The organism is Micromonospora acroterricola (genome assembly GCF_003172955.1).
GTDB classification, from domain to species: domain Bacteria; phylum Actinomycetota; class Actinomycetes; order Mycobacteriales; family Micromonosporaceae; genus Micromonospora; species Micromonospora acroterricola.
Genome location: NZ_QGKR01000204.1, coordinates 13,878 through 37,984 on the forward strand (window position 1 = coordinate 13,878; position 24,107 = coordinate 37,984).

The following is a 24,107-nucleotide window of genomic DNA, read 5'->3' on the forward strand; positions in this document are numbered from 1 at the left end:
GCCGCGCCGGTCACCCGATCGGGCAGGACCGGGCCGGGCGGGCGCCGTCCGGCCCGACGATGGTGACCGGGGCGAAGCTGTCCCCCTGGCCGGTGCGCGCCACGGCGCCGGCCACGGTGCAGATGATCTGGTCGGCGGCGAGCGCCGACAACGGACGCACGGCCGCCACCGTCGTCACCGTGAGGCCGGACCCGTCCGGCGTCGCCATCACCGTGAAGCCGGACCCGCCGGCGGCCGGCGTCGCCCGGACGGCCAGGCCCATCGGGGCCAGCGCGGCGGGCACCTCGCTGGTGAGGCCGGCGACCCGCTCGAACTCGTCCGGGCCGGCAGCCAGCATGCCGAGGGTCTCCTCGGGCGAGGGGACGCGATTGGCCGGGCGGACGACCAGCGTGAGCTGTCCCCGCGAGACCAGGTAGAGCTCGACGCCCACGGACGGGCCGCTCATCGCCGGGCGGCCGGTGATGACCTCGCTGGGCCGGACCCCGCAGCCCGCCGAGAACAGCGTGAGCAGGAGCCCGCCGGCGAGCAGCGACCGGGCCACCCGGCGGCCGGTCACCGTACGCCTCCGGCGTCCGTCGCCACCCGGGGCAGCCGGAGCGTGAACACCGCGCCGCCCGTCGGGTCGTTGCCCGCGAGAAGGCTCCCGGCCTGCCCGGCGTGCCGGTGCAGGCGCGCGTTCTCCCACGCGATGGCGAGACCGAGACCGCTGCCCTCGGAGCGGGTCCGCGCGGTGTCCGCCTTGTAGAAGCGGTCGAAGACGTGGGGCAGCACCTCCGGGTCCAACCCCGGCCCGTGGTCGCGGACCTCAATGGTGATCCAGTCCGGCTCGGCTCGCAGCCGCACCGACACCGGCTCGCTGCCGTGCCGGAAGGCGTTGCCGACCAGGTTGGCCACGATGACGTCCAGCCGGCGCGGATCCAACCGGGCCACGACACCTGGCGGAAGCTCCGCGTGCACCCGCTCGACCCAACCCCGGGCCCGCAGGGTCGCGGTGACCGCGACGGCGACGTCGACGTCGTCGAGGGCGAGCCGCGCGGTGCCGGAGTCGAACCTGCTGACCTCGATGAGGTCGTTGACGAGCTGGGTGAGGCTCTGCGTCTCCTGACTGACGAGCCGGGCGGCCCGGCCGGCGTCCCCGGGCAGCCGGTCCGCCTCCTCGTCGAGCACGTCCGTGACCGCCGTCATCGCGGCCAGCGGCGTACGGAGTTCGTGCGACACGTCGGCCACGAAGCGTCGCGCGTCCGCCTCCATCCGCCGCAGCTCACCGACCTGCCGTTCCAGCGTCCCCGCGGTGTCGTTGAAGGTCCGCGCCACGTCGGCCAGCTCGTCGGCGCCCCGAACCGCCAGTCGCGTGGTCAGGTCGCCCTCGCCGAGCCGGCGCGCCGCCCGGCCCAGTTCGCGGACGGGCCGCAGGACGCCGCGGGCGGCCAGCAGGGCCAGCAGGACCGCGAGGACCAGGGAGAGCCCGCCGGTCAGCCACGCCAGCGTGGCCAGCCGGTCGATGCTCCGCTGCTCGGAGGCGAGGCTGCGCACCGAGTAGACCTCCAACCCGGACGGCACGGGTGTGCCGCTGGATCGGTCGACTTCCAGCTGGGTCCCGATGAGCAGCACGGGAACTCCGTCGCGCGAGACGCGTTGCCAGGCGATGACACCACTCGCGACCGCCTGTCGCAGCTCCGGGGTGAGCGGCTCGGGCACCTGGGCGCCCTGCGCCCGCATGTCCCGGTAGAGGACCACCGCGTACCCCTCCCGGTCGGAGAGTCGCTGGGCCAGCGAGTCCAGCTCGTCCTGCGTCGGCGGGAGCCGGCGTACCGGGTAGACCTTCGTGAGCTGATCGGTCAGCGACGCCACCGCGGCGTCCTGCGCCTGCTGGAGGAGGACCGTCCGCGCCTGGAAGTAGCTTCCGCTGGCCACCACCGCCGTGGTCGTCACGCCCAGCAACGCGAAGGCCAGCAGCAGCCGGACCCGCAGGCCCGACACGCGCCACCGTGTCACAGCGGCCCGAACCGGTAGCCGAAACCCCGCACCGTCTGGATGAAGACCGGCGCCGACGAGTCGTCCTCGATCTTGGCGCGCAGCCGCTGTACGCAGGCGTCCACCAGCCGCGAGTCGCCGAGGTAGCCGTGCTCCCACACGGCCTCCAGCAGCTGCTGACGGCTCAGCACCTGGCCCGGTGTCTGCGCGAGTTCGAGCAGCAGGCGCAGCTCCGTCGGGGCGAGGCTGACCGGCAGGCCCCCCTTGCTGACCACCAGCGCGCCCCGGTCGATGGTGAGGGCGCCGTGCTGCTCCGGGCCGGACCGCTCGCCGCCGGCGCGCCGCGTCTCGCCACCGGTGCGCCGCAGCACCGCGCGGATGCGCGCCTCGAGCACCCGCGCCTGCACGGGCTTGACCACGTAGTCGTCGGCGCCGGCCTCCAGGCCCGCCACCACGTCCATGTCGTCGTTGCGGGCGGTGAGCATGATGATCGGCAGGTCGCCGAGCTGCCGGATCCGGCGACAGACCTCGAAGCCGTCCATCCCGGGCAGCATGAGATCGAGGACCACCACGTCGGACGAGGCCGCGCGCAGCCGTTCCAGGCCCTGCTCGCCGGTTGCCACGGCGTCCACCGTGTGGCCCTGCCGCGTGAGCGCCAGTTGCAGGCCGTCGCGCACCGTCTGGTGGTCTTCGATCAGCAGGACCTGGGACATGTCGTCAAGTATCCCATCATCGATAGATATGGCCTTCGGTCGATGGCCGCCGGTGTCACCCTCGCCCGGTCGCGTGCGGGCTGCCCAGGAGCCGCGAGTCGGACCGGACGGCGAAATCCGCCGAACGCGCCAGGAACACGACCCAGCCCACCAGCAGCATCGTCACCGCGGTGGCCGCCACGATGGCGACGAGCAGGCCACGCTGCACCGACGCGGCCAGACCCGGCATCACCACCAGAAGCGCCCAGAGCAGCACGACCAGCGCCACCGCCCCCTCGACCAGCCGGCGCCCTGCCGTGCTGTCCGGCTCGTCGCGCCAACGGGGGCCGCCGCGCTGGTCGTCACCACGCCGACCGGCCAGCGCGGCCGCGGCCAGGCAGAACAGGGCCACACCCAGCAGGACGCCGCCGAGCGCGTCGCTGAACCGGTGCCAGCCGGCGATCATGGTGGCCGCGGCAATCACCGAGACGGCCGCCGCACCCGGCAGCGCCAGCCAGCGCCGGGCCCACCCGGGCAGGACCAGCACGAACGCCAGCAGCAGGGTCGTCGCGGCCGCGACGTGGCCGCTGGGGAAGCTGTTGTGCAAGCTCGAACTCTCGATCCGGAGGTCGGCCCGGGGAAGCGCGGACTTCATCGCACCGGCCACCACGACCGCGCAGACGACCATGCCGACGCCCACCACTCCCGCCATCAGCCGCCGGCCGAGCAGACCCACCAGCAGCACCGCGCCGAGCAGGGCGGCCAGCAGCGTCGGGCGGCCGAAGGTGGCCAGCACGGTCTTGGCGGGACCGACCAGGACCGTCCGCTGTTCGTAGCCCCCACCCCGCTCGGCGCGCGGCAGCAGCAGACCGTCCAGCCACTGACCGGGGTACGTCCGCACGAACACGGCGCAGGTGAGGCTCAGGGCGAACAGGTGCCCCAGCCCCGCGCCGAGCAGCAGCCGGCCCGGCGACGCGCCCGCGCGGGCCGGTGACAGCGGTCGCGCCGGCTGCGGGCCGGGCGCCGACCGCCCCATGGGGTACGACGATTCGACGGACATGACGCCCATGCTGGGCCCGCAAGGTCCGGACCTCGTCCGCGGATTGTCATGGTTCTGTCACAGTATTCGTCCGGCAAAACCGACCAAGTCACCTCGAACGGCTTATGCGGTCCGCGAAAAGTCATTTATATGCTTCCATGCAACTATGTTTTACCCACCCGAGATCCGTCACCACTAAAGTCATGACACCGATCGGTCAATGTTTCGGTCGACGGTGCGAAAACCATCCGGAGTGAGCTGGGGAACCGGAAGGGGTTGGGGAAAAATGCAGGGGATTCCGGTCGCCTCCCTGGTCATCGGCATCGCGTCCGCACCGGCCGAACGCAGGCAGTTGGCGCGGCTGCTCGGCGGGAGCGACGCCTTCCTGATCGTCTCGAATGTCGACCAGGCACGGGAGTTTCTCGGGGTGGTCGAGATGGCCCCGGTCGCGGAGGTGTCTCCCACCGCCCCGAGCGGGACCGCCGAGGCGGCACCGGGCCCACAGACGTCACCGCCGCCCGACCTGGCCGTCGATTCCGACCGCCGAGTGCTGCGGTGGCGCGACCGGGAGATCGACCTGACCCGGTTGGAGCACGACGTCCTGCTCTGCCTGGTCGACGCGCCCGGCCAGGTCTGGACGTACGAGCGCCTGCACCTGCAGGTGTGGGGCAACCGGCACCTCGGCCGCGGTTCGGACATGCACTCCGTGGTCCGCCGGGTACGCCGCAAGCTGGCCGGGCTGAACGCCGCGGCGACGATCCACGCGGTGCGCGGCGTCGGTTTCCGGCTCGCCCCGGTCTGACCGACGGCGAACGCGGTCCGGCCCGCCTGGTCGGTGACCAGGCGGGCCGGATCTGTCGCTACCGGTCAGGTGTTCAGCACCGGATGGGAGACAACCCGAAGTTCTCCACCGTGGGCGTGCTGGTGTCGATGCGCGTCTGACGGGTCTGCGGCTTCCAGCCGTCCTTGGCGACGATCATGGTGAGCGGGTTGTTGCGACGGTCGACCCAGTAGGCGTACGTGCCCTGGGTGTCGGTGGCGAAGGTCCACGACATCGCCCACGAGTCGACCTGGACCACCGCGCCGGCGATCGGCGAGGTCGCGCCCTGGCAGCTGGTCCCGGTCACCGTGCCCATGAGCTTGCCCCAGGTCTTCGGAGGCGTCGCGGTCATGGTCACCGCCACCGGCGCCACCGTGTACGGCGTGTTCTCCTTGATGCCGACCGAGCCGGAGTAGGTGCCCGGCTGGTCCACGTTCGCCGTCACACCGACGGTCACCGTGACCTTCTGGCCCGGCGCCAGGGTGACCGCCGACTTGTCGATCGTCATCCAGCTGACATCGGCCGCCGCCTCGGCACAGCCCTCGAACCCGGGCAGCACCTCACTGTCCGGCGCCGCGTTGAAGCTGCCGGACGAGCCGCCGATCTTGTAGAAGCCGCACGCCGCGCCACCGCGGTACCGCGCGGTGTTGGAGTTCGGCAGGTTCGACCACGAGCTGGTGGCCGGGTCGTAGGCGAAGCCGGCGTTGCTGATGGCCCCACCCTGCGAACCGCCGACGACGAGGAGCTTGCCGCTGGCGACAGCGAACGAGCTGGCCCAGTTGTCGGCCGGCGCGTCGGCGATGGCGGTCCAGGTGTTGGCACCCGGGTCGTAGGCGTAGCTGGCCTTCTGCGAGGCGGCCCCGTCGTTGCCGCCGGTGCAGTAGATCGTGCCGTCGATCCCGCCGCAGGAGGCGAAGGCCACCGACTTCGGGTAGTTGGCCAGCGTCTCCCAGGTGTCACCGCCCGGGTCGTACCGGACGACACTGTTCGACATCGGCGTACAGGCCGCCGTGGTGCAGCCACCGATCGCGTACAGCTTGCCGTCGACGACCGCCTGGCCGGCGGCGGCCCTCGGCGCCGGGTTGTCGGCCAGCTCCGTCCAGGTGTTGGCCGACGGGTCGTACGACCAGGTGGCGGCGTCCGGGCCGCCGTCCGCCCAGCCGCCGGTCACGATGATCTTCCCGTCCACGACGCCCACCGCCACGGCGTTGCGGGCGCCCGGGAGGTCGGCGATCGCCGCCCAGGTCTGCGCGACCGGGTCGTAGGCGTAGTTCTTCGCGGTGGAGCTGGACCCGTCGCCACCGCCGATCGAGTACACCTTGCCGCTCAGGTTCACCACCCGGTTGTCCATGATGTTGGACGGGTAGTCGGTGATGTCCGTCCACGGGGCGGCCTGCGGGCCGACCGCGGCGGAGGTCGCCGTCGCCGCCCTGCCGGAGGCCTTGGCGGCGAACGACGTCGGGACGGCGAGCCGTTGCTCCGGTGCGCCGGTGGAGCCGAGCACCTGCTGCCGGGTCATGCGGGACCCGTCTGCCCGGAGGATCTCGAACCCGTTGTCGCGCTCACTGAACTCGACGTCGACCGGCGCGCCGCCGGTGTTCGTCACCGTGAACGTCCTGCTGGCCTTGCCGCTGGGCATCTGCACCGTGGCGCTGAGCTGGGTCGGCGCCACCGACAGCCGGCCGGCCGCGAGCTGGAAGTTCGCGCTGGTCGCCCAGTCGGCCTGGACGTCGACCTGCTTGCTCTGGCTGACGTAGTTGCCGGCCTTCGCGGTGAACGTGTGCGTGCCGGTCAGCGTCGAGTAGAGCCAGTAGAAGCCGTCGGCCAGCCCCGGGTCGTCCGGGGTCGCCACGGTGACGGCCTTCTCGGCCGGCCGCTCGTCGCTGGCGACGGTGGCGCCGTTGACGTAGCTGTTGTCGTTCTTGTCGCGGACGTTGCCGACGACCAGGCCGCCGTCGACCGGCACGCAGGTGACCTGGCTGCCGATCAGTACGTTGTCGACCTCCCACCACCACTCGTACGAGGCGTCGTAGTAGTGGAACCGCACCTGGACCTGCGCCTTGCCGGCCGCCTGCGGGATGGGGATCTCGGTGACCCTCGGCCCCCGGACGTCCGTCTCCTGCCGGAGCACGTTCGTCCAGGTGGCGCCGCCGTCGATGCTGAGGTCGACATCGCCGGTGTCGTCGGCCAACTGGTTGAAGTCCTGGTTGAACCGGATGACCGGGGTCGTGACGGCGGTCAGGTTGACCACCGGGCTGACCAGGGAGGTGTCCTGGCTGCCGCCCGCACCGTACGCGTCGCTGTCGATCATCGCGAAGTTGCCGCTGCCGCCGGTGAGGTTGCCCCGGTTGCCGTCGTCGGTGAACTTCCAGACCTGACCGCTGTCCGCGTTGTCCACCACGGACCAGCCGGCCGGCACCGTGGCGCCGTCGAAGGTCTCGTACTCACCGTCGGAGCCGAACGTGTATCCGGGCGCCGTCGTGCAGGTGGTGGTGTCCACCGGCACCGCGACGTTCGCGGTGACGTTGCCCGAGCCGACCACGACCTCCTTGGTCACGGTCTGGTAGCCCGGGTACTGCGACTCGTACCTCAGGCTGTACGTCTGCCCGGCGGGCAGCTTGATGCTGTAGCGGCCGTTCGACGGCGTGGTGAAGTCGTACACGCCCGACACACCCGCCACGGTCACCTTCGCGTACAGCGGCCAGCCGTGGCCGGAGCCGTCGGTGACCGATCCGGTGACGTTGACGCTCGGCACGGCCGTGAGCGCCACGTTGAGCGTGGTGGTGGCGCCCTCGGTGACCGTCGCCGGCTTCGTCGTGCCGCCGTAGCCGAACGCCGCCACGGCGACCTGGTAGTCACCGACCGGGAGGGTGGTCGAGTACTTCCCGTCGGGACCGGTGGTCACCTCGCGCGCGGTCGGGCCGGTGAGGGTCAGGGTCGCACCGGCGATCGGGGCGCCGGTGGCCGCGTCGGTGACCGCGCCGGCCAGGGTGCCGGTGTCGCCGGTCGGTGCGGCGTCGAGCAGCGCGAGGGCGTCCAGTCGGCCCTCGCCGTAGACGTTGTTGTCGGCCGGGGTGCCACCGCACTGGTCGTCGGCCTTGTCGACCGCGGCGCCGTTGAGCAGCGCACGGGTCGCGTCGATCTCACCGACCAGCGACGGGGCCGCCGAGTACAGCAGCGCGATCGCACCCGCCAGGTGCGGGGCGGCCATCGAGGTGCCGTTGAAGCTGGCGTAGGCGCTGCCCGGAACGCTCGACCGGACGTTGACGCCCGGCGCCGAGATGTTGGGCTTGATCTCGCCGTTCTGCCCGGCGCCCCGGCCCGAGAAGCCGGCGACGTTGTTGTTGATGTCGTACGCGCCGCTCGAGTAGTTGCTGGCCAGGCTGCCCGGCGAGCCACTGCTCTGGCATGCCGAGCCACTGTTGCCGTTGGACCAGACCCCGAAGATTCCCGACGCGGCCCAGGCCAGCGTCACGTCCTCCATGAAGGGCTCGGTGGAGGGGTTCTCGCTGCCCCACGAATTGTTGATGATGTTCGGTCGCTTGCTGGCGTCCGCGTTCTGGCCGTTGAGGTCGGTCGGCTCCAGCATCCACTGACCAGAGTTGACCAGCGCGGCGTCGTTGGGGCAGCAGCCGTTCGCCGCGATCCACGTGACGCCGGGCGCGACACCGATCTGGTTCGCGCCGTCGGAGCCGGCCATGGTGCCCATCGTGTGCGTACCGTGGCCGTTGGTGTCACAGGGTGCGGTCGCGCAGGTCCCAGCGGCGTTGAACCAGTTGTAGTTGTGGTCGAACGTGCCGTCGCCGTTGTTGCCGCGGTAGGAGTTCACCAGCGCCGGGTGGTCGAACTGGACCCCGGTGTCGATGTTCGCGATGGTGATGCCCTCGCCGGTGACGCCGTACTGGGACCAGACGTCGTCGGCGTTGATGTTGGCGATGCCCCACTCGAGGGCGTTCACCGCCTTCTCGTCGGTGCCCTTGGTGGTCTCGGGCACCTTGTAGGCGACCGGGGCGTAGAGGCCCTCGACCTCCGCGTGGGCGGCGAACTTCTGGGCCATCGCCAGGGAGCCGCTGCTCACCTTGATGGCGTTGGTCGCCCAGAAGGTCTGGTACTTCGCGCCCGAGCCGTTCAACTCGGCGCGGATCTTGCTCTGGCTCTCGGCGGCGGTCTTGCGCAGTGCGTCCGCGACCGCCGTGCCACGCTTCGCCCAGTCCTTGATCGCACTGGCCTTGCCGAGGTCGGCCCGGTCCTTGAACCGGATCCAGAAGTCCCCTTCGCTCTTGGCCTGGAGCTGCTTGGCGAGCTCCGGTCGGATCTTGTCCCCCGGAGCGGCCGCCCCCGTCGCGCCGGGCGCGGCCTGCGCGCCCGAGCTGATACTGACCAGGCATGTCGCGGCGAGGACCATCGCCGCGCCGGCGCTCACCAGTGATCTGGCTGTGCCCCTCCATTGTGGACGTCTGAACATAGGTGCTGCCTCCCTCAGGACGACCCAGGGCGAGAATGGGCCATGGTGAGGTGCGGGGAATCCGTCCCGATGGAAACGAGCGGAAGTCCTCATGCCCCCCATGCACCGCGCGGGTCACGCCGGTTGCCCGAGTGGACACTATGATCGAGAAGAAAGGACGATCAAGCACTTGCCGTGAGCAACTTGTCGCTAACGGTTGCCAGGCTGGCGGCACGCCTGCCAATCACTGTCAGGACCATGACGAGAGCTGGGCAGAATGATGCCCATGGATCCCGGGTGGGTGCGGTGGCCGAGGACGAAGCGGCAGTGAACGGGCCCGATTCTGTCGACGAGCCGTTCCCGCTGCTGATCGCGGTGACCTCGTCGCCGACCGAGCGGATCCGGCTCGCGGAGCGCCTCGAGGGCATCGCGCCCCTGCTGCTGGTCGCCGACCTCGACGAGCTGCGCCGGCTGATCGCGGTCCCGCAGCAGGCCTCCCGGCCGCCGTCCACGCCAGCGCCGCCCGCCGCCACGGCCGACCCCGCCCTGGTCATCGACTCGGCCCGGTCCACCGCCCGCTGCCGGGACCGCGAGATCGATCTGACCCGACTGGAACACGACCTGCTGATCTGCCTGACGACCGCGCCGGTCCGGGTCTGGAGCTACGCCGAGTTGCACCGGTCGGTCTGGCGCGACGAGGGGCGGGAACGCAAGGCGGACGTCCAGTCCCTCGTGAAGCGACTGCGCCGCAAGCTGCACGACCTCGGCAGCGACGCCACGATCGAGGCCGTGCGCGGCGTCGGGCTGCGGCTGACCGATCGCCAGGATCCGCGGGTGGGTCGCGCCTGACACGCCTGCCTCATGTGGGCAGCTCCGCGCCGCGCCACCGGGTGACGACCGGTCAGATCAGGCCGGCACGGGCCCACAGCAGTCGCCCCGGCCCGGCCACCAGGCCGGCGCCCGCCAGGTGGGCGTGCACCCGCTCCGCGGACCAGCGCAGTGTCGCCCGCCAGTGCGGGTTGGCGTGGGCGGCGGCCCGGCCGACCGCCGGCGGGATGCCCACCGCCGCGTACGCGTCCGGATGGACCAGGCGGTTGGCGATCGTGTGCGCGGCCCGCCCGACCAGCAGCCGGGCGTACGCCATGCCGAGCGGGCCGGTGGCCGCGACCTGGTGGGCCAGTTCCTCGCGGGCGAACCGGACGTGTCGCGCCTCCTCCACCACGTGGATGCGCGAGACCATCCGGATCAGGGGCTGGAGCGACTCGTCCGCCATGATCTCGCGCTGGAACGCGTCGAGGATCTCCTCGGCGATGAGGATCGCGGCGTACATCCGGGGACCGCTGGCGGTGGCCTTGAGGAACCGGCCGAGCAGCTGGTCCACCGGTTTCGCCCGGTAGACCGGGCAGCCCATCGCCTCGATCAGCCGGCCGAACATGATGGAGTGCCGGCACTCGTCGGCGACCTCGGTCAGCGCGTACTGGGCCTGCCGACTGGTCGGGTCGGCGTCGTAGTACTCCCGGATCAGCATCTGCATGAGGATCGTCTCGAACCACAGCCCGGCGCTGGCCGCGCTGGCCACCTCGTGCTTGGTGAGCTCGACGCGCTGCTCCTCGCTGAGCCGCGCCCACAGCGACGTGCCGTAGAGGCTGCTGCGGTGGGGTGGGAGCCAGTAGGCGCCCGGGGTGTGCGGTGCGTCCCAGTCGATCTCGACGACGGGGTCGTAGCTGGTCCGCAGCGAGGACGTGAGCAGTCGCTCGGCGACCGCCGCCCGCTCGGATTCCGCCGGTGCCGCCTCCATGGTTCCTCCATATTGACGTGACGTCCGGTAACTGTTACGAGTAGTAGCATGCAATCGCCGCTCAAGGATGTCAATGGATCCGACCCGCCGCCCGCCGGCGCCCGCAAGGCGAAGGGGACGGGCCGCCGGGACCGCTGGGCCGACCACCGTGAGCAGCGACGGCGGGAGCTCGTCGGCGCCGCCGTGCAGGCGTTGCTGCGGCACGGGCCGGAGGTCGACATGGACCAGGTGGCCGCGGCGGCGGGCGTCAGCAAACCCGTCCTCTACCGCTACTTCGCCGACAAGTCGCAGCTCTGGGTCGCGGTGAGCGAGGTCGTCGCCGCCCGGATCATCGACACCGTGGCGCCTGCGATCGACCAGGTCCGCGAGGAACGCGGCCTCGTGCAGGCCACCATCGACGCGTACCTGGGCGTGATCGAGTCGCAGCCCACGCTCTACCGGTTCCTCATGCACCAGTCCGGCGACCCGAGCATCCACCAGGTGGTCGCCGGGACCAGCCGGCAGGTCGCCGCCGGGCTGGCCCGGGTGATCGGTGACCGGCTGCGCGCGCTGGGCCTGGACGCCGGTCCCGCGGAACCGTGGGCGTACGGCCTGGTGGGTTTCGTGCAGGCGGTCGGCGACTGGTGGACCTCCCACGGGCAGCCGATCAGCCGGGCGGCCCTCACCGACTACCTGACCGCGCTGCTGTGGAGCGGAATCGAGGGCGTACGGGCCAGCGCCGACCTGCCGCGTGAACTCACCCGCGCCCACGAGCGGATCACGCCGTGACCTACCACGGCCCGGCGGAGGTCGCGGGCACGTCCGTCCGGGTGCACCTCGCCGGGCGGTGGGAGCCGGTCGACGGCCGCTACCACTGGGGCGGGCGGATCGAGCCCGACGCGCGGGTGGCCGGCCTGGTGCGCTCCGGCCGGCGCGACGTCGAGCTGCGCATCGCCGGTCGGGCCCGGCCGGCCCGGCTGGCCGAGGTCGACCCGTGGGGCGGCGTAGGCGTCACCGGCGTGGGTGCTCCGCCCTGGCCCGAGCCGCGTTCCTTCGGCACGAGCTCAGCGGGAGGGTAGTCGTGGGAGTTCACTTTCGTCGTGCGGGCAGCGGTGAGCCGCTGGTCCTCATCCACGGCATCGGCCACCGCCACCAGGCGTGGGAGCCGGTGTTCGACCGGCTCGCCGCCCACCACGAGGTGATCGCCCTCGACCTGCCCGGCTTCGGCGGCTCCCCGGTGCCCGACGGCGGCATGCCGGTCGACATGGCGGCCACGGTCGCGGCGGTGCTGCCGGTCCTGAGCGGGTGGGGCCTGGACCGTCCGCACGTGGCCGGCTACAGCCTCGGTGGGGCGATCAGCCTGGAGCTGGCCGCCACCGGGGCGGTCGCCTCGGCCACCGCCTTCTCGCCCGCCGGTTTCTTCACCCCGGCGGAACGCCGGCGCGCGCTGGCCATCCTCACCATGCTGCGGGCCAACTCCTACCTGCCCACCCCGATCATGCGTGTCGCGCTGCGCTCGGCGTACCTGCGGGCGTTGTGCTTCGCGCCGCTGGTGGCCCACCCGAGGTTGCTGGACGCCGAACGCGCGCTGGGCGACGCGCTCGCCCTGCGGCGGGGGCTCGGCTTCAGCGCGGTGGCCCGAGCCGCCCGCGACTACCGCTTCGACGGTCTGCGGCTGTCCGACGCGACGGTGCCGGTCACCATCGGCTGGGGTGACTGCGACCGGATCTTCGGCGTGCACCAGGCCGAGCGTGCCCGGGCCGGCCTGCCGGCGGCCCGGGTGGTGACCCTGCCCGGCTGCGGGCACGTGCCGATGAGCGACGACCCCGATCTGGTCGCCGCGCTCATCCTGGAGACCACCGGTGCCGTGCCCCGCGCGGAGCCGTCGGACCCGGCGGGTCAGGAACATCACTTCACAAACTAAAAACTTGCAGGGTACGCAAGTTGGCTCCTAGCCTCTCCCGGGTGACCGAGACCGACCAGGCTGCCACCGGGCGCCGGGACCGCAAGAAGCGGCAGACGCGCGCCGCCCTGACCGCGGCCGCGCTCCGGCTGGTCGCCGAGCGCGGCCTGGAGCACGTGACGGTGGAGGAGATCAGCGAAGCCGCGGACGTCTCCTCGCGCACCTTCTTCAACTACTTCACCTGCAAGGACGAGGCGCTCACCGACGATCCGGCGCTCGACAGCGCACCGGTCGTGCGGCGGCTGGCCGAGGCCCCGCGGCAGGTGCCGGCGTTGCGGGCCGTCCGCCTCGCCCTCGACGAGGCGATCGACACGATGCAGGCCGACCGGGAGCTGTGGCGGCTGCGACTGGCCGTCATCGCCCAGAACCCCGCTCTGCTGCCCCGGCTGATGACCGGCAGCGTCGAGACCGAACAGGCCATGGTGGCGGCCATCGCCGCCCGCCTCGGAGTCGATCCCGACCACGGTCACCCGGCGCTGGTCACCGCTGTGGCGGGCGCCGCCTTCCGCACCGCGATGCTGCGCTGGGCCGCCGACGACAGCCGACCCCTGCGCGCCTTCGTGGACGAGGCGTTCGGCGCGGTCGCCGCCGGCCTGCCCGATCCGGGGCACACGTCCTGACCCCGCCAGTCCCCGCCCCGGCGCACCAGTTCCGGGGCCAGTCACTCCGATCAGACCCGACAAGGGAGCGTCAATGACCACCACCGCCCCGCCCACCGACGTCGCCGACGTCGGCACGCGCATGTCGCGACGGGAGGTTCTCCAGGCCCTCTCCGGGCTGATGGTCGGCATGTTCGTGTCCATCCTCGCCTCCACGGTGGTGGCGAACGCGCTGCCGCGGATCATCGCCGACCTGAACGGCAGCCAGACCGTCTACACCTGGATCGTCACCAGCGAACTGCTCGCCATGACGGCGACGGTGCCGCTGTGGGGCAAGATGGCCGACCTGTACAGCAAGAAGCTGCTGATCCAGCTGTCGCTGGGGCTGTTCGTGGTGGGGTCGCTGATCGCGGGCTTCACGCCGAACGTCGAGGTGCTGCTGCTGAGCCGGGTCGTGCAGGGCATCGGCGCCGGCGGCATGACGGCGCTGGCCACCATCGTCATGGCGGCGATGATCCCGCCACGCGAGCTGGGCCGCTACGCCGGCATCTTCGGCGCGGTCTTCGGTGTCGGCACCATCGCCGGTCCACTGATCGGCGGCCTGCTCGTCGACACGTCCTGGCTGGGCTGGCGGTGGTGCTTCCTGATCGGCGTCCCGTTCAGCATCGTGTCCATCGTCCTGTTGCAGCGCACCCTGCACCTTCCGGTCGCCCGTCGTACGTTCAAGATTGACTGGTTGGGCGCGGTGCTCATCACCGCCGGCGTCTGCACGCTGCTGATCTGGTCGTCCCTGGCGGGCAACACGTTCGCCTGGGCGTCGGGCTGGACGGCCCTCATGGTCGTCGGCGGTCTGATCCTGCTGGCGCTGGCCGTCCGTGTCGAGTCGCGGGCGACCGAGCCGATCGTCCCGCTGGACATCTTCCGCAACCGCACGGTCTCGCTGGCGACGATCGCCAGCGTGCTGGTCGGTGTCGCGATGTTCGGCGGCACCGTCTTCCTGTCCCAGTACTTCCAGATCTCGCTGGGCAAGTCGCCGACCGTCGCGGGCCTGATGAGCCTTCCGATGATCTTCGGTCTGCTGGTGTCGTCGACGATCGCCGGCCAGCTCATCACGAAGTTCGGCCGGTGGAAGGCGTACCTGGTGGCCGGCGCCGCGATCATGACCGTCGGGATGCTGCTCCTGGGCACCATCGACGCCGACACCAGCGTCGTCGTCCTGTCGCTCTACATGGCCGTCCTGGGCATCGGCGTCGGCATGCTCATGCAGAACCTCGTGCTCGCCGCGCAGAACGACGTGCCGGCCCACGAGCTCGGCGCCGCCACGTCGGTGCTGACGTTCTTCCGCAGCATGGGCGGCGCCATCGGGGTCAGCGCCCTCGGCGCGGTCCTGGCGAGCCGGGTGACCTCGCTGACGACCGAGCGGCTCGGCCCGGCCGCGACGGCCGGCGGCACGGCCGAGGTGCCCGACCTGTCCACCCTGCCCGAGCCCGTGCTGCGCATCGTGCAGGACGTGTACGGCATCGCCACGGCCGACCTGTTCCTCGTCGGCGCGCCCATCGCCCTGCTGGCGCTGATCGTGGTGCTGTTCATCAAGGAAAAGCCACTACACACCCTCAGCGGGGACGAACGACGCGCCCAGGAGGAGGCGGCCGCGGCGGCCGCGACTCACTGAGTTGCCACGACGCGGTCGGGGGCGGGTGTTGGCCCCCGACCGCGTCGGGGGGCGCCCTGCCCTGCCCGTGAGCCGGGTCGGTCCCGTGGCGAACCCACCGCCATGTCGCTGGCCACCGATGACTGTTCGCGTTTTCCCATAACGACGAGCCGCGGACGGGTGGCCCCGTAACGTGGGGTACAGCCGATCAACGGCTGACGCCGGAGCTGCGTCAGGCCGCCCCTGTGGCGGCGAAAGCCGCTCGGCCAGCGCGGATTCTGCCCAGTGGGCACTGTGACGGTGCGAGGCTTCGGACAGCTCTGCGCCGCCTCGGCCCACTCAGCCGCAGGAGGCGGACGATGCCCATGCTGTCGGTACTCGATCCTCGGCACACCGTCGCTCCCCCGGGATACAGCCGTTGGCTCATCCCGACCGCGGCGCTGGCCGTGCACGTGTGCATCGGGCAGGTCTACGCGACGAGCGTCTACAAGAACTCGCTCATCGCGCACTTCGACACCAGTCAGACGGCGATCGGGGCGATCTTCAGCATCGCCATCGTCATGCTGGGTTCGTCTGCTGCGGTGGGCGGCAGGTGGGTGGAGCGGAACGGGCCGCGCCGGGCGATGTTCGTCTCCGCCTGCTTCTGGGCAACCGGGTTCCTGGTCGGCGCGCTCGGCATCGCGACCCACCAGCTCTGGCTGCTGTACCTCGGGTACGGCGTCATCGGCGGCATCGGGCTCGGCATCGGCTACATCTCGCCGGTCTCCACGCTGATCAAGTGGTTCCCGGACCGGCCCGGCCTCGCCACCGGGCTGGCCATCATGGGTTTCGGCGGCGGCGCCCTGGTCGCTGGCCCGCTCGCCCGTCAACTGCTCTCCCTCTACGACCCGGGCTACAACCCCGCCAACCCGGCTGCGGTGGCGTCGGGGCATGCCCTGGTGGCGCTCTTCGTCACGTTCGCCATCGGATACTTCGTGATCATGATGTTCGGGCCGTTCAACATCCGCGTCCCCGCGCCGGACTGGCGGCCCGCCGGGTTCGACCCCTCGCGCGTCGCCGCCCGGCCGCTGGTCACCCGGGCGAGCGTGTCCGCGTCGAACGCCGTGCGCACCCGTTCGTTCTGGTTGCTGTGGATCGTGCTGTTCTGCAACGTCACCGCGGGCATCGGCATCCTGGAACAGGCCAGCCCGATGATCCAGGACTTCTTCCGGGACAACGGGGTCAGCGCCGTCTCGGTGTCGGCGGCGGCCGGTTTCGTGGGAGTGCTGTCGCTGTTCAACATGGCCGGGCGCTTCGTCTGGTCGACGACCTCCGACCTCATCGGCCGCAAGCCCATCTACATGGTCTACCTCGGCGTCGGCATGGTGCTCTACGCGCTGCTCGCCGTGGCCGGCCACGCCGCGACGGCGGTCTTCGTGCTGATCGCCGCCGCGATCATCTCCTTCTACGGCGGCGGCTTCGCCACTGCCCCCGCCTACCTGCGGGACCTGTTCGGCACCTTCCAGGTGGGCGCCATCCACGGCCGCCTGCTGACCGCGTGGTCGGCGGCGGGCGTCGCCGGCCCGCTGATCGTCAACGGGATCCTCGACACGCAGGGCAAGCCCGGCACGCTCACCGCAGCGGCGTACCGGCCCGCGCTGTTCACCATGGTCGGCATCCTCGCCATCGGGTTCATCGCCAACCTGCTGGTCCGCGCCGTGCCCGAGCGGTTCCACGAGCCGGACCGGGGATCGACGTCGCCCGTGGCGCGCGCCACGGTGACCGATCCGGTCGCCCTCGGCCCGGACAGCCAGCCGTCGGTGCCGCAGAAGGTCGGCAGCCAGACGGGGCGGCTCTGGCTGTCGTGGCTGCTCGTCACGGCGCTGCTCGGGTACGGCATCGTCCAGACCGCCATCACCGCCGCGAAGTTGTTCACCGGCTGACATGCCGCGCGCCCGGCCGGGACTGAGGCGGCCGGGCGCCGGGCTAACGGGAAGCCGCGGGCCCCTTCTGGGCGAGCCGCTCGCGTTGCGGCGCGACCGTGTACTTCGGATCGCGCGCCGACACCCTGCCCGCCTCGAAGACACCGAACCGGGTGGCGACCGACGATGCCACGAGGGCCGCGCCGGAGATCGCCGACAGGATCCGGCTACGCCGGCTGACCAGCGCCCCGGCGGTGCCCACGGCGAGCAGGGCGCGTCCGGCCCGCACGAGCCGGCCGCTGCGGCCGTGCCCGTAGGGCTCGCCGGTCAGGCCCAGCCGCTCCAACTGGCGACCGCCGGCCAACTCGATCGCCGCGGCCGCCAGGGCGAGTCGCCGTAGCGGTGCGGTCTCCGCCGCCGGCGCCGCGATCAGTCCGACCCCGGACGCGGCGGCGAGCGCGCTGCCGGCGAAGACGAACGGCAACGACGGGTAGGCGTCGTGCCAGGAGGGCACGGCGGTGTCGGCGAGCAGGACCCCGGTGTACGTGGCCAGCGCCGGCGCGGTGGCCGCGGCGGCCAGGCCGGCGACGTTGCCGACGGGCGGCGCCAACCGGCGGGCGAGGCCGAGCGGGCCGTGCTGCGGCAGCAGTGGCGCCAGCTCGGCGACCGCGGCCACGCCGGCCATGGGCCCGAACGCGGCGAGGATCCAGGTGCCGACCGACATCGGCGAGGTCAGCTTGGCGACCCGGAGCATGTGGTGGAACCGGTCGGGCCGTCCAAGGTCGTGGATCAGCAGGTACGTGCTGGCGGCGACGCCGCCGAGGGCCGTCCAGCGCCCCACCGCGCGCAACCCGGGTCGCCCGGTCAGGTGTGCGCCCGCGCCGATCAACGCGCTCCCGGCGGCGAGGCCTCCGGTGAACAGGTAGCCGGCGATGTCGTGCTTCCACACCGGGGGCTTGAGGACAGGCCGGCCGTAATAGGAGGTGAAGTCGGCGGGCGGCACGGTGACCTGCTCGCCGCCGCGTCCGCTCCCCCGGCCGGGCTGGCGGTGACGCTGCCCGGCGGTCATGGCCGCCCGCCGAGGAAGGCGAACGCCGTGGCGGCGGCCATCGTCAAGGCCGCGAGGCCGGCGCGCTTCCACATGGCCGGCAGGTCACGGGTGGTCACGATCGGGTCGGGCGGCAGTCCGTACACCTCCGGCTCGTCCAGCAACAGGAAGAACGCCCCGTCGCCACCCACCCCGTCGTTCGGGTCGTCGCCGTACAACCGCGCGTCCGGCACCCCCTGCTCGTGCAGGGTCGCCACCCGCGCCGCTGCCCGCTCCCGCAAGTCCTCCAGGGACCCGTACTGGATCGACTCCGTCGGACACGCCTGCGCACACGCCGGCGTCATCCCCACACCCATCCGGTCGTAACACAACGTGCACTTCCACGCCCGACCGTCATCCTTACGCTGGTCGATCACCCCGTACGGACACGCGGAGATGCAGTAGCCGCACCCGTTGCAGATGTCCTCCTGCACCACCACCGTCCCGAACTCCGTCCGGAACAGCGAACCCGTCGGACACACGTCCAGACACGCCGCGTGGGTGCAGTGCTTGCACACGTCCGACATCATCAGCCAGCGGAAATCGGCACGCCCCTCCGCGCCGGTGCCCCGCCCCGGCGGCTGCGCGCCCGGCATTCCCAGGAACTCCGGGCCACCCGACATCCGGGCTGCCGCGGCGGGCGAGCCGGGCGGCAGACCCGGATCGGTGCCGGTGTCGGTGCTGGTACCCGCGCCGACCGCCGCCGTCTCCGGGCTGACCGCTGGGCCGTCCGGCGTGCCGTCGAACGCCGGCGTCGCCCAGCCGGCCGAGCGGGGCTGCTCGACGAACGCGACGTGCCGCCACGAGTTGGCGGTCAACGCCCCGGTGTTGTCGTACGACATGCCGAGCAGGTCCAGGCCGGAGCCCGGCACGTTGTTCCACTCCTTGCAGGCCACCTCGCAGGCCTTGCAGCCGATGCAGACGCTGGTGTCGGTGAAGAACCCCATCCGCGGCGGCGCGTCGACGTAGCCGGCGTCGGGCGCCGGGTCGAGCGGCCCGTACAGGCTGTTCACGTGGGGCATCGCTCAGACCTCCCGGTCGCGGCCGCTGTCGGCGACGTCGGTCGTGACCTGCGGTGGATAGTGCGGGCCGAGATCCCCCGACCGCCGTCGGTAGTCGACGAGGAGCTCCAGCAGCTCCTGCCCGCGCGGGCGTCGACCGGCCCGGACGTCGCAGGTGCCGACCTTGCTCTCCTGGATCAGCACGTTCGGGTCGAGGCTGATCCCGAACAGGTCGTTGGCCGACTCACCGGTCACCAGACCCTCGAACCCGAAGTGGTACGGCAGCCACACCTGGTGGATGATCCGGTCCTCGATCCGGAGCGGGGTGAGCCGGTCCGTCACCAGCACCCGCGCCTCGATGGCCGCGCGGGTCGTGACCAGGTAAGCCCAGCCGAGATGGTCCAGCCCGCGTTCGACCGCCAACTCCGGCGACACCTCCACGAACATCTCCGGCTGGAGCTCGGCCAGCGGACGCACCATCCGGCTCATCCCGCCGGCGGTGTGGTGCTCGGTGAGCCGGCTGACCGTGAACACGTACGGGAAAACCTCGCTGTGCGGCTCCGGTGGGCTCGGGTTGAGCGTGTTGATCGGGTGCGTGTAGACCTTGCGGGTCGGGTTGGCCTGCTGCCGGTAGAGCGGGTTGCGCACCGGCGACTCGACCGGCTCGTAGTGCGTCGGCATCGGCCCGTCGAGCACCCCGGTGGGCGCGTACAGCCAGCCCTTGCCGTCGCCCTGAAGGATGAACGGGTCGTCGCCGGCGATCCCGGCCACACCGGAGGAGTCCACTGGCGGCCGGTAGGACGGCGGCTTGCCCTTCTCGAAGTCCGGCACGTCGTAGCCGGTCCACTCGGCCTTCTGCGGGTCCCACCAGACGTACTTCTTGCGCTCGCTCCACGGATTGCCGTCCGGGTCGGCGGAGGCGCGGTTGTAAAGGATGCGCCGGTTCGCCGGCCACGCCCAGCCCCACTCCAGGGCCACCAGGGACTGCTCCCCTGCGGGCTTGCGGCGGGCGGCCTGGTTGACGCCGTCCTCGTACACCCCGGTGTAGATCCAGCACCCGCCGGCCGTGGACCCGTCGTCCTTCATCTCGGTGAACGACGACAGCGGTCGACCGCTGGCCACCTCGTAGCCGTTGATCTCGTACAGCACCGACTCGGCGCTCGGCTCCGCGTGCGGCCCGTGCGTCGGGTAGTTCCAGTTCAGGTCGAGCAGCGCCCGGTCGCGTGGCCGGGTCGACGTCGCCAACCGTTCCCGGATGATGCGCCCGAGGTGGTAGAAGAACCACAGCTCGGAGCGGGCGTCGCCCGGGGGTTCGACGGCCTTCTCGCGCCACTGCAGCAGCCGCTGCGTCTGCGTGAAGCTGCCCTCCTTCTCCACGTGGGACGCTGCGGGCAGGAAGAACACCTCGGTGCGGCACTCTTCGGGCACGATCTCGCCGGTCTCGATCTCCGGCCCGTTCTGCCAGAAGGTGGCGCTTTCGATCATGAACAGGTCCCGGACCACCAGCCAGTCCAGGTTGGCCATGCCCAGACGCTGCGCGCGGCCGTGCGCCGAGCCGACCGCCGGGTTCTGCCCGAGCAGGAAGTACCCCTTGATCTTGCCGTCGATCATGTCCAGCACCTGCTGGTACGTGCCGTGGTCGCCGGTCATCCGGGGCATGTAGCCGTAGCAGTAGTCGTTGTCGGCGGTGGCCGCGTCCCCCCAGTACGCCTTGAGCAGGTTCACCCCGTAGGTGCGGGCGTTGCCCCAGAAGCCCTTCTGCCCCGGGTGCCGGATGCTGTCCACCCACTCGTCCAGGGTCGGGTGGTCGGCGTGGTGCGGCATCGGCAGATAGCCCGGCAGCAGGTTGAACAGGGTCGGGATGTCCGTCGAACCCTGGATGCTGGCATGCCCCCGAAGGGCCATGACCCCGCCGCCGGGACGGCCGACGTTGCCCAGCAGCAGCTGGATGATCGCGCCGGTGCGGATGTACTGCACGCCGACACTGTGCTGCGTCCAGCCCACCGAGTAGACGAGCATCCCGGTGCGGTCCCGACCGGAGTTCCGGGTCCAGGCCTCGGCCAGCTCCAGGAACTTCTCCTGCGGGATGCCGCAGACCCGCTCCACCATCTCCGGCGTGTACCGGGCATAGTGCCGCTTGAGGATCTGGTAGACGCAGCGCGGATGCTGCAACGTCTCGTCCCGTTGCGTCTGGCCGTTCACGGGCGCGCCGTGCGACTCGTGCTCCAGCCCGGCCGCGGTCTCCCGTTGGGTCTCGGTGTCGCGGGGCGGAACGTTCTGCCCCTGCCCCTCGTACCGCCAGGAGGTCTGGTCGTAACTGGCGTTCTCCTCCTTGAAGCCGGAGAAGAGCCCGTGCAGATCCTCGGTGTCGCGGTAGTCCTCGGTGACGATCGTGGCGGCGTTGGTGTAGGAGACCACGTACTCCCGGAAGTCCAGCTCGTTGTCCAGGATGTAGCGCACCACCCCACCGAGCAGCGCGATGTCCGTGCCCGCGCGGATCGGCAGGTACGAGTCCGCCAGGGCGCTGGTGCGGGTGAACCGTGGGTCGACGTGGAAGACCTTCGCGCCGCGCCGCTTGGCCTCCATCACCCACTGGAAGCCCACCGGGTGCGCCTCGGCCATGTTGGAGCCCTGAATGACGATCACGTCGGAGTGGGCGAGGTCCTGCTGGAACTGCGTCGCGCCGCCACGACCGAAGCTGGTCCCCAGACCGGGGACGGTGGCGGAGTGTCAAATACGGGCCTGGTTCTCGATCTGGAGCGCCCCCATCGCCGTGAACAACTTCTTGATGAGGTAGTTCTCCTCGTTGTCCAGCGTCGCCCCGCCCAGGCTGGAGATGCCCAGCGTGCGGTTGAGCGGCCGGCCGGCATCGTCGACGTCCTCCCACGTCTCGTCGCGGGCCGCCAACACCCGGTCGGCGATCATGTTCATCGCCGTGTCGAGATCGAGGTCTTCCCACTGCGTCGAGTACGGCCGGCGGTAGCGCACCGTAGTCTGCCGGAAGGGGCTGGTCACCAGGCTCTTGCTGGCCGCGCCCTTCGGACACAGCCGCCCCCGCGAGATCGGGCTGTCCGGGTCGCCCTCGATCTGGGTGACCTGCCCGTCCTTGACGAACACCCGCTGAGCGCAACCGACGGCGCAGTAGGGGCAGACGGATCGGGCCATCGAGTCGGCCGTCTCGGTGCGGGCGGTGAGTGACAGGGAGCCGGCGGACTTGGCAGCGGCACCCCGGCCCAGCGGGTCGGTGCCGGTGAGCTGACGGTAGAGCGGCCAGCTTTCGACCCAGCGGCGCACTCCCATCGCTCCACCTTTCCGACGAAAGCGACCAAATGTGAACAGCCCGACACTAGTCGAGTCGCGGGTCGGCGCGCAGCGGATCCGGTAGCAACCATGCGATCAACGACAGGCGCCGTCCCGGCCCGCTGAACAGGCCGGGAAGCCTGGGGTACGACCGCCGGGGCGTCACCGCTGCCAGGCGTCGATGGCCCGTACGCCGTCGCGCGTGACCCGGTCCATGACGGCGGGGTTGCCGCTGCTGCCCTCCCAGCCCTGGTCGTTGAACACGGTCACCGCCCCGGCGACACGTGCCACGGTGATCTGGCTGGACGCGTCGCGGCCGGTGGGGTCGCCGTTCAGGCTCTCCTCGTCCCAGGTCCGGGTCAGCACCAATGCCTCGTCCCCGACGCCGGGCAGGGCTCGGCTCTCGACCGTGACGGGGTTCCCACCCTGGTCGTAGGAGGGGCACGCCTGCACGGCACCCCGGAGTCGTCGCATGTAGGCCGAAGCGCCGTCGCCCTCGAAGGTGAAGATGGTCTGGTGGATCATGCCCTGCGGCACGTTGCTGGCTGGTTCGTCCGGCTTCTTGTAGGTGACGGTCATCGCGGCGCTCGCGGTGACCTGTCGGCCTCCGGTGCCGAACTCGTTGCCGCACAGCGTCGGCAGGGCGTCCGCGACGGGCGTCGCCCGCCGGGGGGACTTCAGCAGCTCACGGGGCAGTTCGACGAAGGCGGACGTCGGGATGGTCGCCGGGGCGCTCGCGCTCGGAGGCGGCTGGTCCACCGTGTCCGTTGCCGCCGGCATGGTCACCGGTGGCGCGGGTGACGGGGTCGAATCGGTGGGGTCCGCATCGGCGGTGCAGGCGGTGGTCAGCGCCACGGCGCCGAGCAGCGGCAGGGTCAGCGCGAGCAGTCTTCGCGCTCGGGTGGCCGGCAGCGGTGTGTCGTGGCTCATCATCACCTCTTCGTTCCACCCAGGTTTCCCTACGACGACCCGCCCGAAACGACGACCGCCGACGGTCGTCAGCTCGGGTCGGGTATCCAGGACGCCAGCACGGTGGGATCGGCGACCGCGCCCAGGACCCGCGCACGCTCCTGCTCGGTCAGCGGGAGCGCCCGGAGCCGGGTGCCCCAGTCGGGCACCCGTTCAAGCTCGTCCAGCGCGACCGACAGCTCGATCAGCCCGGCGAGCGCCAGCGCCTGCTCGACCGTCGGCGCGTTGTCGCCGTGCCGGCGCCGCCCCGAGTTGAGCGCCCGGAACGCCGCCCGGTCGTCCATCTTGAACTCGCGCAGGATCCGGGCGTTGTCGAGCACCCGGGCCAGCCCCTGCAACTTCTTCGACCCGCCGTACTCCACCTCCGCCGGCTCGTCCCGCTGGATGAAGATGATGGTGTTGCCCGACGGGTCGACGATGCTGAACCGCGACGCGCCGGGGCGGTAACGGGTCATCCGGGGCAGTCCCCTGCCGAGCACCTTGCCGTAGGCGCCGCGCATCGCGTCGGTGAACGCCGCGTGGTACGCGGCGACCGCGTCGACCATCACCAGGCAGCCGCCGGTGTTCTCCGCCGACGGGTCCACGCCGCTCGGCGCGCGACCGTAGTGCAGCGCGAACCCACTCCACTGGAAGGCCAGGTAGACGTACGGCTTCGTCTGCTCGTAGGTCACCTCGAACCCGAGCGCACGCCAGAACGCCAGGGTCTCCTCCGGCGACACGCAGTGCAGCAGGGGCACCGTGGTCTCGTTCGGCTGGACACGGTCCTCGTTCGTCGTCATCGCCACTCCCGGTCCGGTCGACAGGCCGGCCATTGTGCCAGCGCCAGGGAAGGGCCACGACCGCGTTTCCTCCTACCCAGGGAGGAGGCCCACTCCGACCGTCGGCCGCAA

General features: G+C 71.4%; 19 protein-coding genes. 8 read left to right on the forward strand and 11 right to left on the reverse strand.

Going from position 1 to position 24,107, the window contains the following annotated elements; translation table 11 throughout:
- Positions 1–10 precede the first annotated feature (10 nt).
- The 4 genes from DKT68_RS16560 to DKT68_RS16575 are packed head-to-tail and all read right to left on the reverse strand — an operon-like array spanning position 11 to position 3,726.
- Positions 11–556: a hypothetical protein gene (locus DKT68_RS16560; protein WP_236646927.1), complete on the reverse strand. Its 546-nt coding sequence runs from the start codon at positions 554–556 to the stop codon at positions 11–13.
- Complete coding sequence (locus tag DKT68_RS16565; RefSeq protein WP_201749071.1) at positions 553–1,980, reverse strand: sensor histidine kinase; 1,428 nt, start codon at positions 1,978–1,980, stop codon at positions 553–555. The genes DKT68_RS16560 and DKT68_RS16565 overlap by 4 nt, the downstream gene beginning before the upstream one ends.
- 11 nt (positions 1,981–1,991) lie before the next feature.
- A complete protein-coding gene (locus DKT68_RS16570) occupies positions 1,992–2,687 on the reverse strand; it encodes a response regulator transcription factor (RefSeq protein ID WP_109818313.1) in 696 nt (231 codons plus the stop codon).
- A gap of 55 nt (positions 2,688–2,742) precedes the next feature.
- Entirely contained in the window at positions 2,743–3,726 is a 984-nt protein-coding gene (locus tag DKT68_RS16575; RefSeq protein ID WP_146218385.1) for a phosphatase PAP2 family protein, read from the reverse strand.
- Positions 3,727–3,991: 265 nt separating this feature from the next.
- Between DKT68_RS16575 and DKT68_RS16580 the strand changes: the two genes are divergently transcribed.
- Positions 3,992–4,507: a winged helix-turn-helix domain-containing protein gene (locus DKT68_RS16580; protein ID WP_109818315.1), complete on the forward strand. Its 516-nt coding sequence runs from the start codon at positions 3,992–3,994 to the stop codon at positions 4,505–4,507.
- A 73-nt stretch (positions 4,508–4,580) separates the two neighbouring features.
- Here DKT68_RS16580 and DKT68_RS16585 read toward each other — a convergent pair whose 3' ends face one another.
- Positions 4,581–8,948, reverse strand: a complete 4,368-nt coding sequence (locus DKT68_RS16585) for a S8 family serine peptidase (RefSeq protein WP_236646928.1) — start codon at positions 8,946–8,948, stop codon at positions 4,581–4,583.
- Positions 8,949–9,275: 327 nt separating this feature from the next.
- On the opposite strand from DKT68_RS16585, the gene DKT68_RS16590 reads away from it, so the two are divergent.
- Positions 9,276–9,818 carry a winged helix-turn-helix domain-containing protein gene (locus tag DKT68_RS16590; RefSeq protein ID WP_236646929.1) on the forward strand — a complete coding sequence of 181 codons (543 nt, stop codon included), beginning with the start codon at positions 9,276–9,278 and terminating at the stop codon, positions 9,816–9,818.
- 52 nt (positions 9,819–9,870) lie between these two features.
- Here DKT68_RS16590 and DKT68_RS16595 read toward each other — a convergent pair whose 3' ends face one another.
- The gene (locus DKT68_RS16595; RefSeq protein WP_109818318.1) at positions 9,871–10,767 is read right to left on the reverse strand and encodes an AurF N-oxygenase family protein; all 897 of its coding nucleotides are present in this window, start codon (positions 10,765–10,767) and stop codon (positions 9,871–9,873) included.
- Between the two features lie 48 nt (positions 10,768–10,815).
- Between DKT68_RS16595 and DKT68_RS16600 the strand changes: the two genes are divergently transcribed.
- From DKT68_RS16600 to DKT68_RS16625, 6 genes are all read left to right on the forward strand, one after another.
- Positions 10,816–11,535: a TetR family transcriptional regulator gene (locus tag DKT68_RS16600; protein ID WP_109818319.1), complete on the forward strand. Its 720-nt coding sequence runs from the start codon at positions 10,816–10,818 to the stop codon at positions 11,533–11,535.
- On the forward strand, positions 11,532–11,825 hold the full coding sequence (locus tag DKT68_RS16605; protein WP_109818320.1) for a DUF4873 domain-containing protein: 294 nt from the start codon (positions 11,532–11,534) through the stop codon (positions 11,823–11,825). The genes DKT68_RS16600 and DKT68_RS16605 overlap by 4 nt, the downstream gene beginning before the upstream one ends.
- A 2-nt stretch (positions 11,826–11,827) precedes the next feature.
- On the forward strand, positions 11,828–12,670 hold the full coding sequence (locus tag DKT68_RS16610; RefSeq protein WP_109818321.1) for an alpha/beta fold hydrolase: 843 nt from the start codon (positions 11,828–11,830) through the stop codon (positions 12,668–12,670).
- 41 nt (positions 12,671–12,711) lie between these two features.
- Positions 12,712–13,329: an acyl-CoA-like ligand-binding transcription factor gene (locus DKT68_RS16615; protein ID WP_109818322.1), complete on the forward strand. Its 618-nt coding sequence runs from the start codon at positions 12,712–12,714 to the stop codon at positions 13,327–13,329.
- A 73-nt stretch (positions 13,330–13,402) separates the two neighbouring features.
- Positions 13,403–14,980, forward strand: a complete 1,578-nt coding sequence (locus DKT68_RS16620; protein WP_109818323.1) for an MDR family MFS transporter — start codon at positions 13,403–13,405, stop codon at positions 14,978–14,980.
- Between the two features lie 344 nt (positions 14,981–15,324).
- Positions 15,325–16,881 carry an OFA family MFS transporter gene (locus DKT68_RS16625; protein ID WP_109818324.1) on the forward strand — a complete coding sequence of 519 codons (1,557 nt, stop codon included), beginning with the start codon at positions 15,325–15,327 and terminating at the stop codon, positions 16,879–16,881.
- A 43-nt stretch (positions 16,882–16,924) separates the two neighbouring features.
- On the opposite strand, the gene nrfD is transcribed toward DKT68_RS16625, so the two are convergent.
- The 5 genes from nrfD to DKT68_RS16655 all read right to left on the reverse strand — a co-directional run bounded on the left by nrfD (position 16,925) and on the right by DKT68_RS16655 (position 23,996).
- Positions 16,925–17,929 carry an NrfD/PsrC family molybdoenzyme membrane anchor subunit gene (gene nrfD / locus DKT68_RS16630; RefSeq protein ID WP_109818325.1) on the reverse strand — a complete coding sequence of 335 codons (1,005 nt, stop codon included), beginning with the start codon at positions 17,927–17,929 and terminating at the stop codon, positions 16,925–16,927.
- Positions 17,926–18,969: a 4Fe-4S dicluster domain-containing protein gene (locus DKT68_RS16635; RefSeq protein ID WP_109818326.1), complete on the reverse strand. Its 1,044-nt coding sequence runs from the start codon at positions 18,967–18,969 to the stop codon at positions 17,926–17,928. Before DKT68_RS16635 ends, nrfD begins: the two co-directional genes overlap by 4 nt.
- Positions 18,970–18,972: 3 nt before the next feature.
- Positions 18,973–22,248: a formate dehydrogenase gene (fdh, locus tag DKT68_RS16640; protein ID WP_269089857.1), complete on the reverse strand. Its 3,276-nt coding sequence runs from the start codon at positions 22,246–22,248 to the stop codon at positions 18,973–18,975.
- 162 nt (positions 22,249–22,410) lie between these two features.
- Positions 22,411–23,178, reverse strand: a complete 768-nt coding sequence (locus tag DKT68_RS16650) for a hypothetical protein (RefSeq protein WP_146218386.1) — start codon at positions 23,176–23,178, stop codon at positions 22,411–22,413.
- Between the two features lie 68 nt (positions 23,179–23,246).
- Positions 23,247–23,996, reverse strand: coding sequence for a VOC family protein (locus DKT68_RS16655; protein WP_109818338.1), 750 nt, complete (start codon positions 23,994–23,996; stop codon positions 23,247–23,249).
- Positions 23,997–24,107 lie beyond the last annotated feature (111 nt).

Bases quoted from the DNA above. Each gene is read 5' to 3' on its own strand.
- DKT68_RS16575 (WP_146218385.1), bottom strand. From the start codon at position 3,726: ATGTCCGTCGAATCGTCGTACCCCATGGGGCGGTCGGCGCCCGGCCCG.
- DKT68_RS16635 (WP_109818326.1), bottom strand. From the start codon at position 18,969: ATGCCCCACGTGAACAGCCTGTACGGGCCGCTCGACCCGGCGCCCGAC.
- DKT68_RS16570 (WP_109818313.1), bottom strand. From the start codon at position 2,687: ATGTCCCAGGTCCTGCTGATCGAAGACCACCAGACGGTGCGCGACGGC.
- DKT68_RS16600 (WP_109818319.1), top strand. From the start codon at position 10,816: ATGCAATCGCCGCTCAAGGATGTCAATGGATCCGACCCGCCGCCCGCC.
- DKT68_RS16625 (WP_109818324.1), top strand. From the start codon at position 15,325: ATGCTGTCGGTACTCGATCCTCGGCACACCGTCGCTCCCCCGGGATAC.
- DKT68_RS16655 (WP_109818338.1), bottom strand. From the start codon at position 23,996: ATGACGACGAACGAGGACCGTGTCCAGCCGAACGAGACCACGGTGCCC.
- DKT68_RS16595 (WP_109818318.1), bottom strand. From the start codon at position 10,767: ATGGAGGCGGCACCGGCGGAATCCGAGCGGGCGGCGGTCGCCGAGCGA.
- DKT68_RS16620 (WP_109818323.1), top strand. From the start codon at position 13,403: ATGACCACCACCGCCCCGCCCACCGACGTCGCCGACGTCGGCACGCGC.
- DKT68_RS16650 (WP_146218386.1), bottom strand. From the start codon at position 23,178: ATGAGCCACGACACACCGCTGCCGGCCACCCGAGCGCGAAGACTGCTC.
- nrfD (WP_109818325.1), bottom strand. From the start codon at position 17,929: ATGACCGCCGGGCAGCGTCACCGCCAGCCCGGCCGGGGGAGCGGACGC.
- DKT68_RS16580 (WP_109818315.1), top strand. From the start codon at position 3,992: ATGCAGGGGATTCCGGTCGCCTCCCTGGTCATCGGCATCGCGTCCGCA.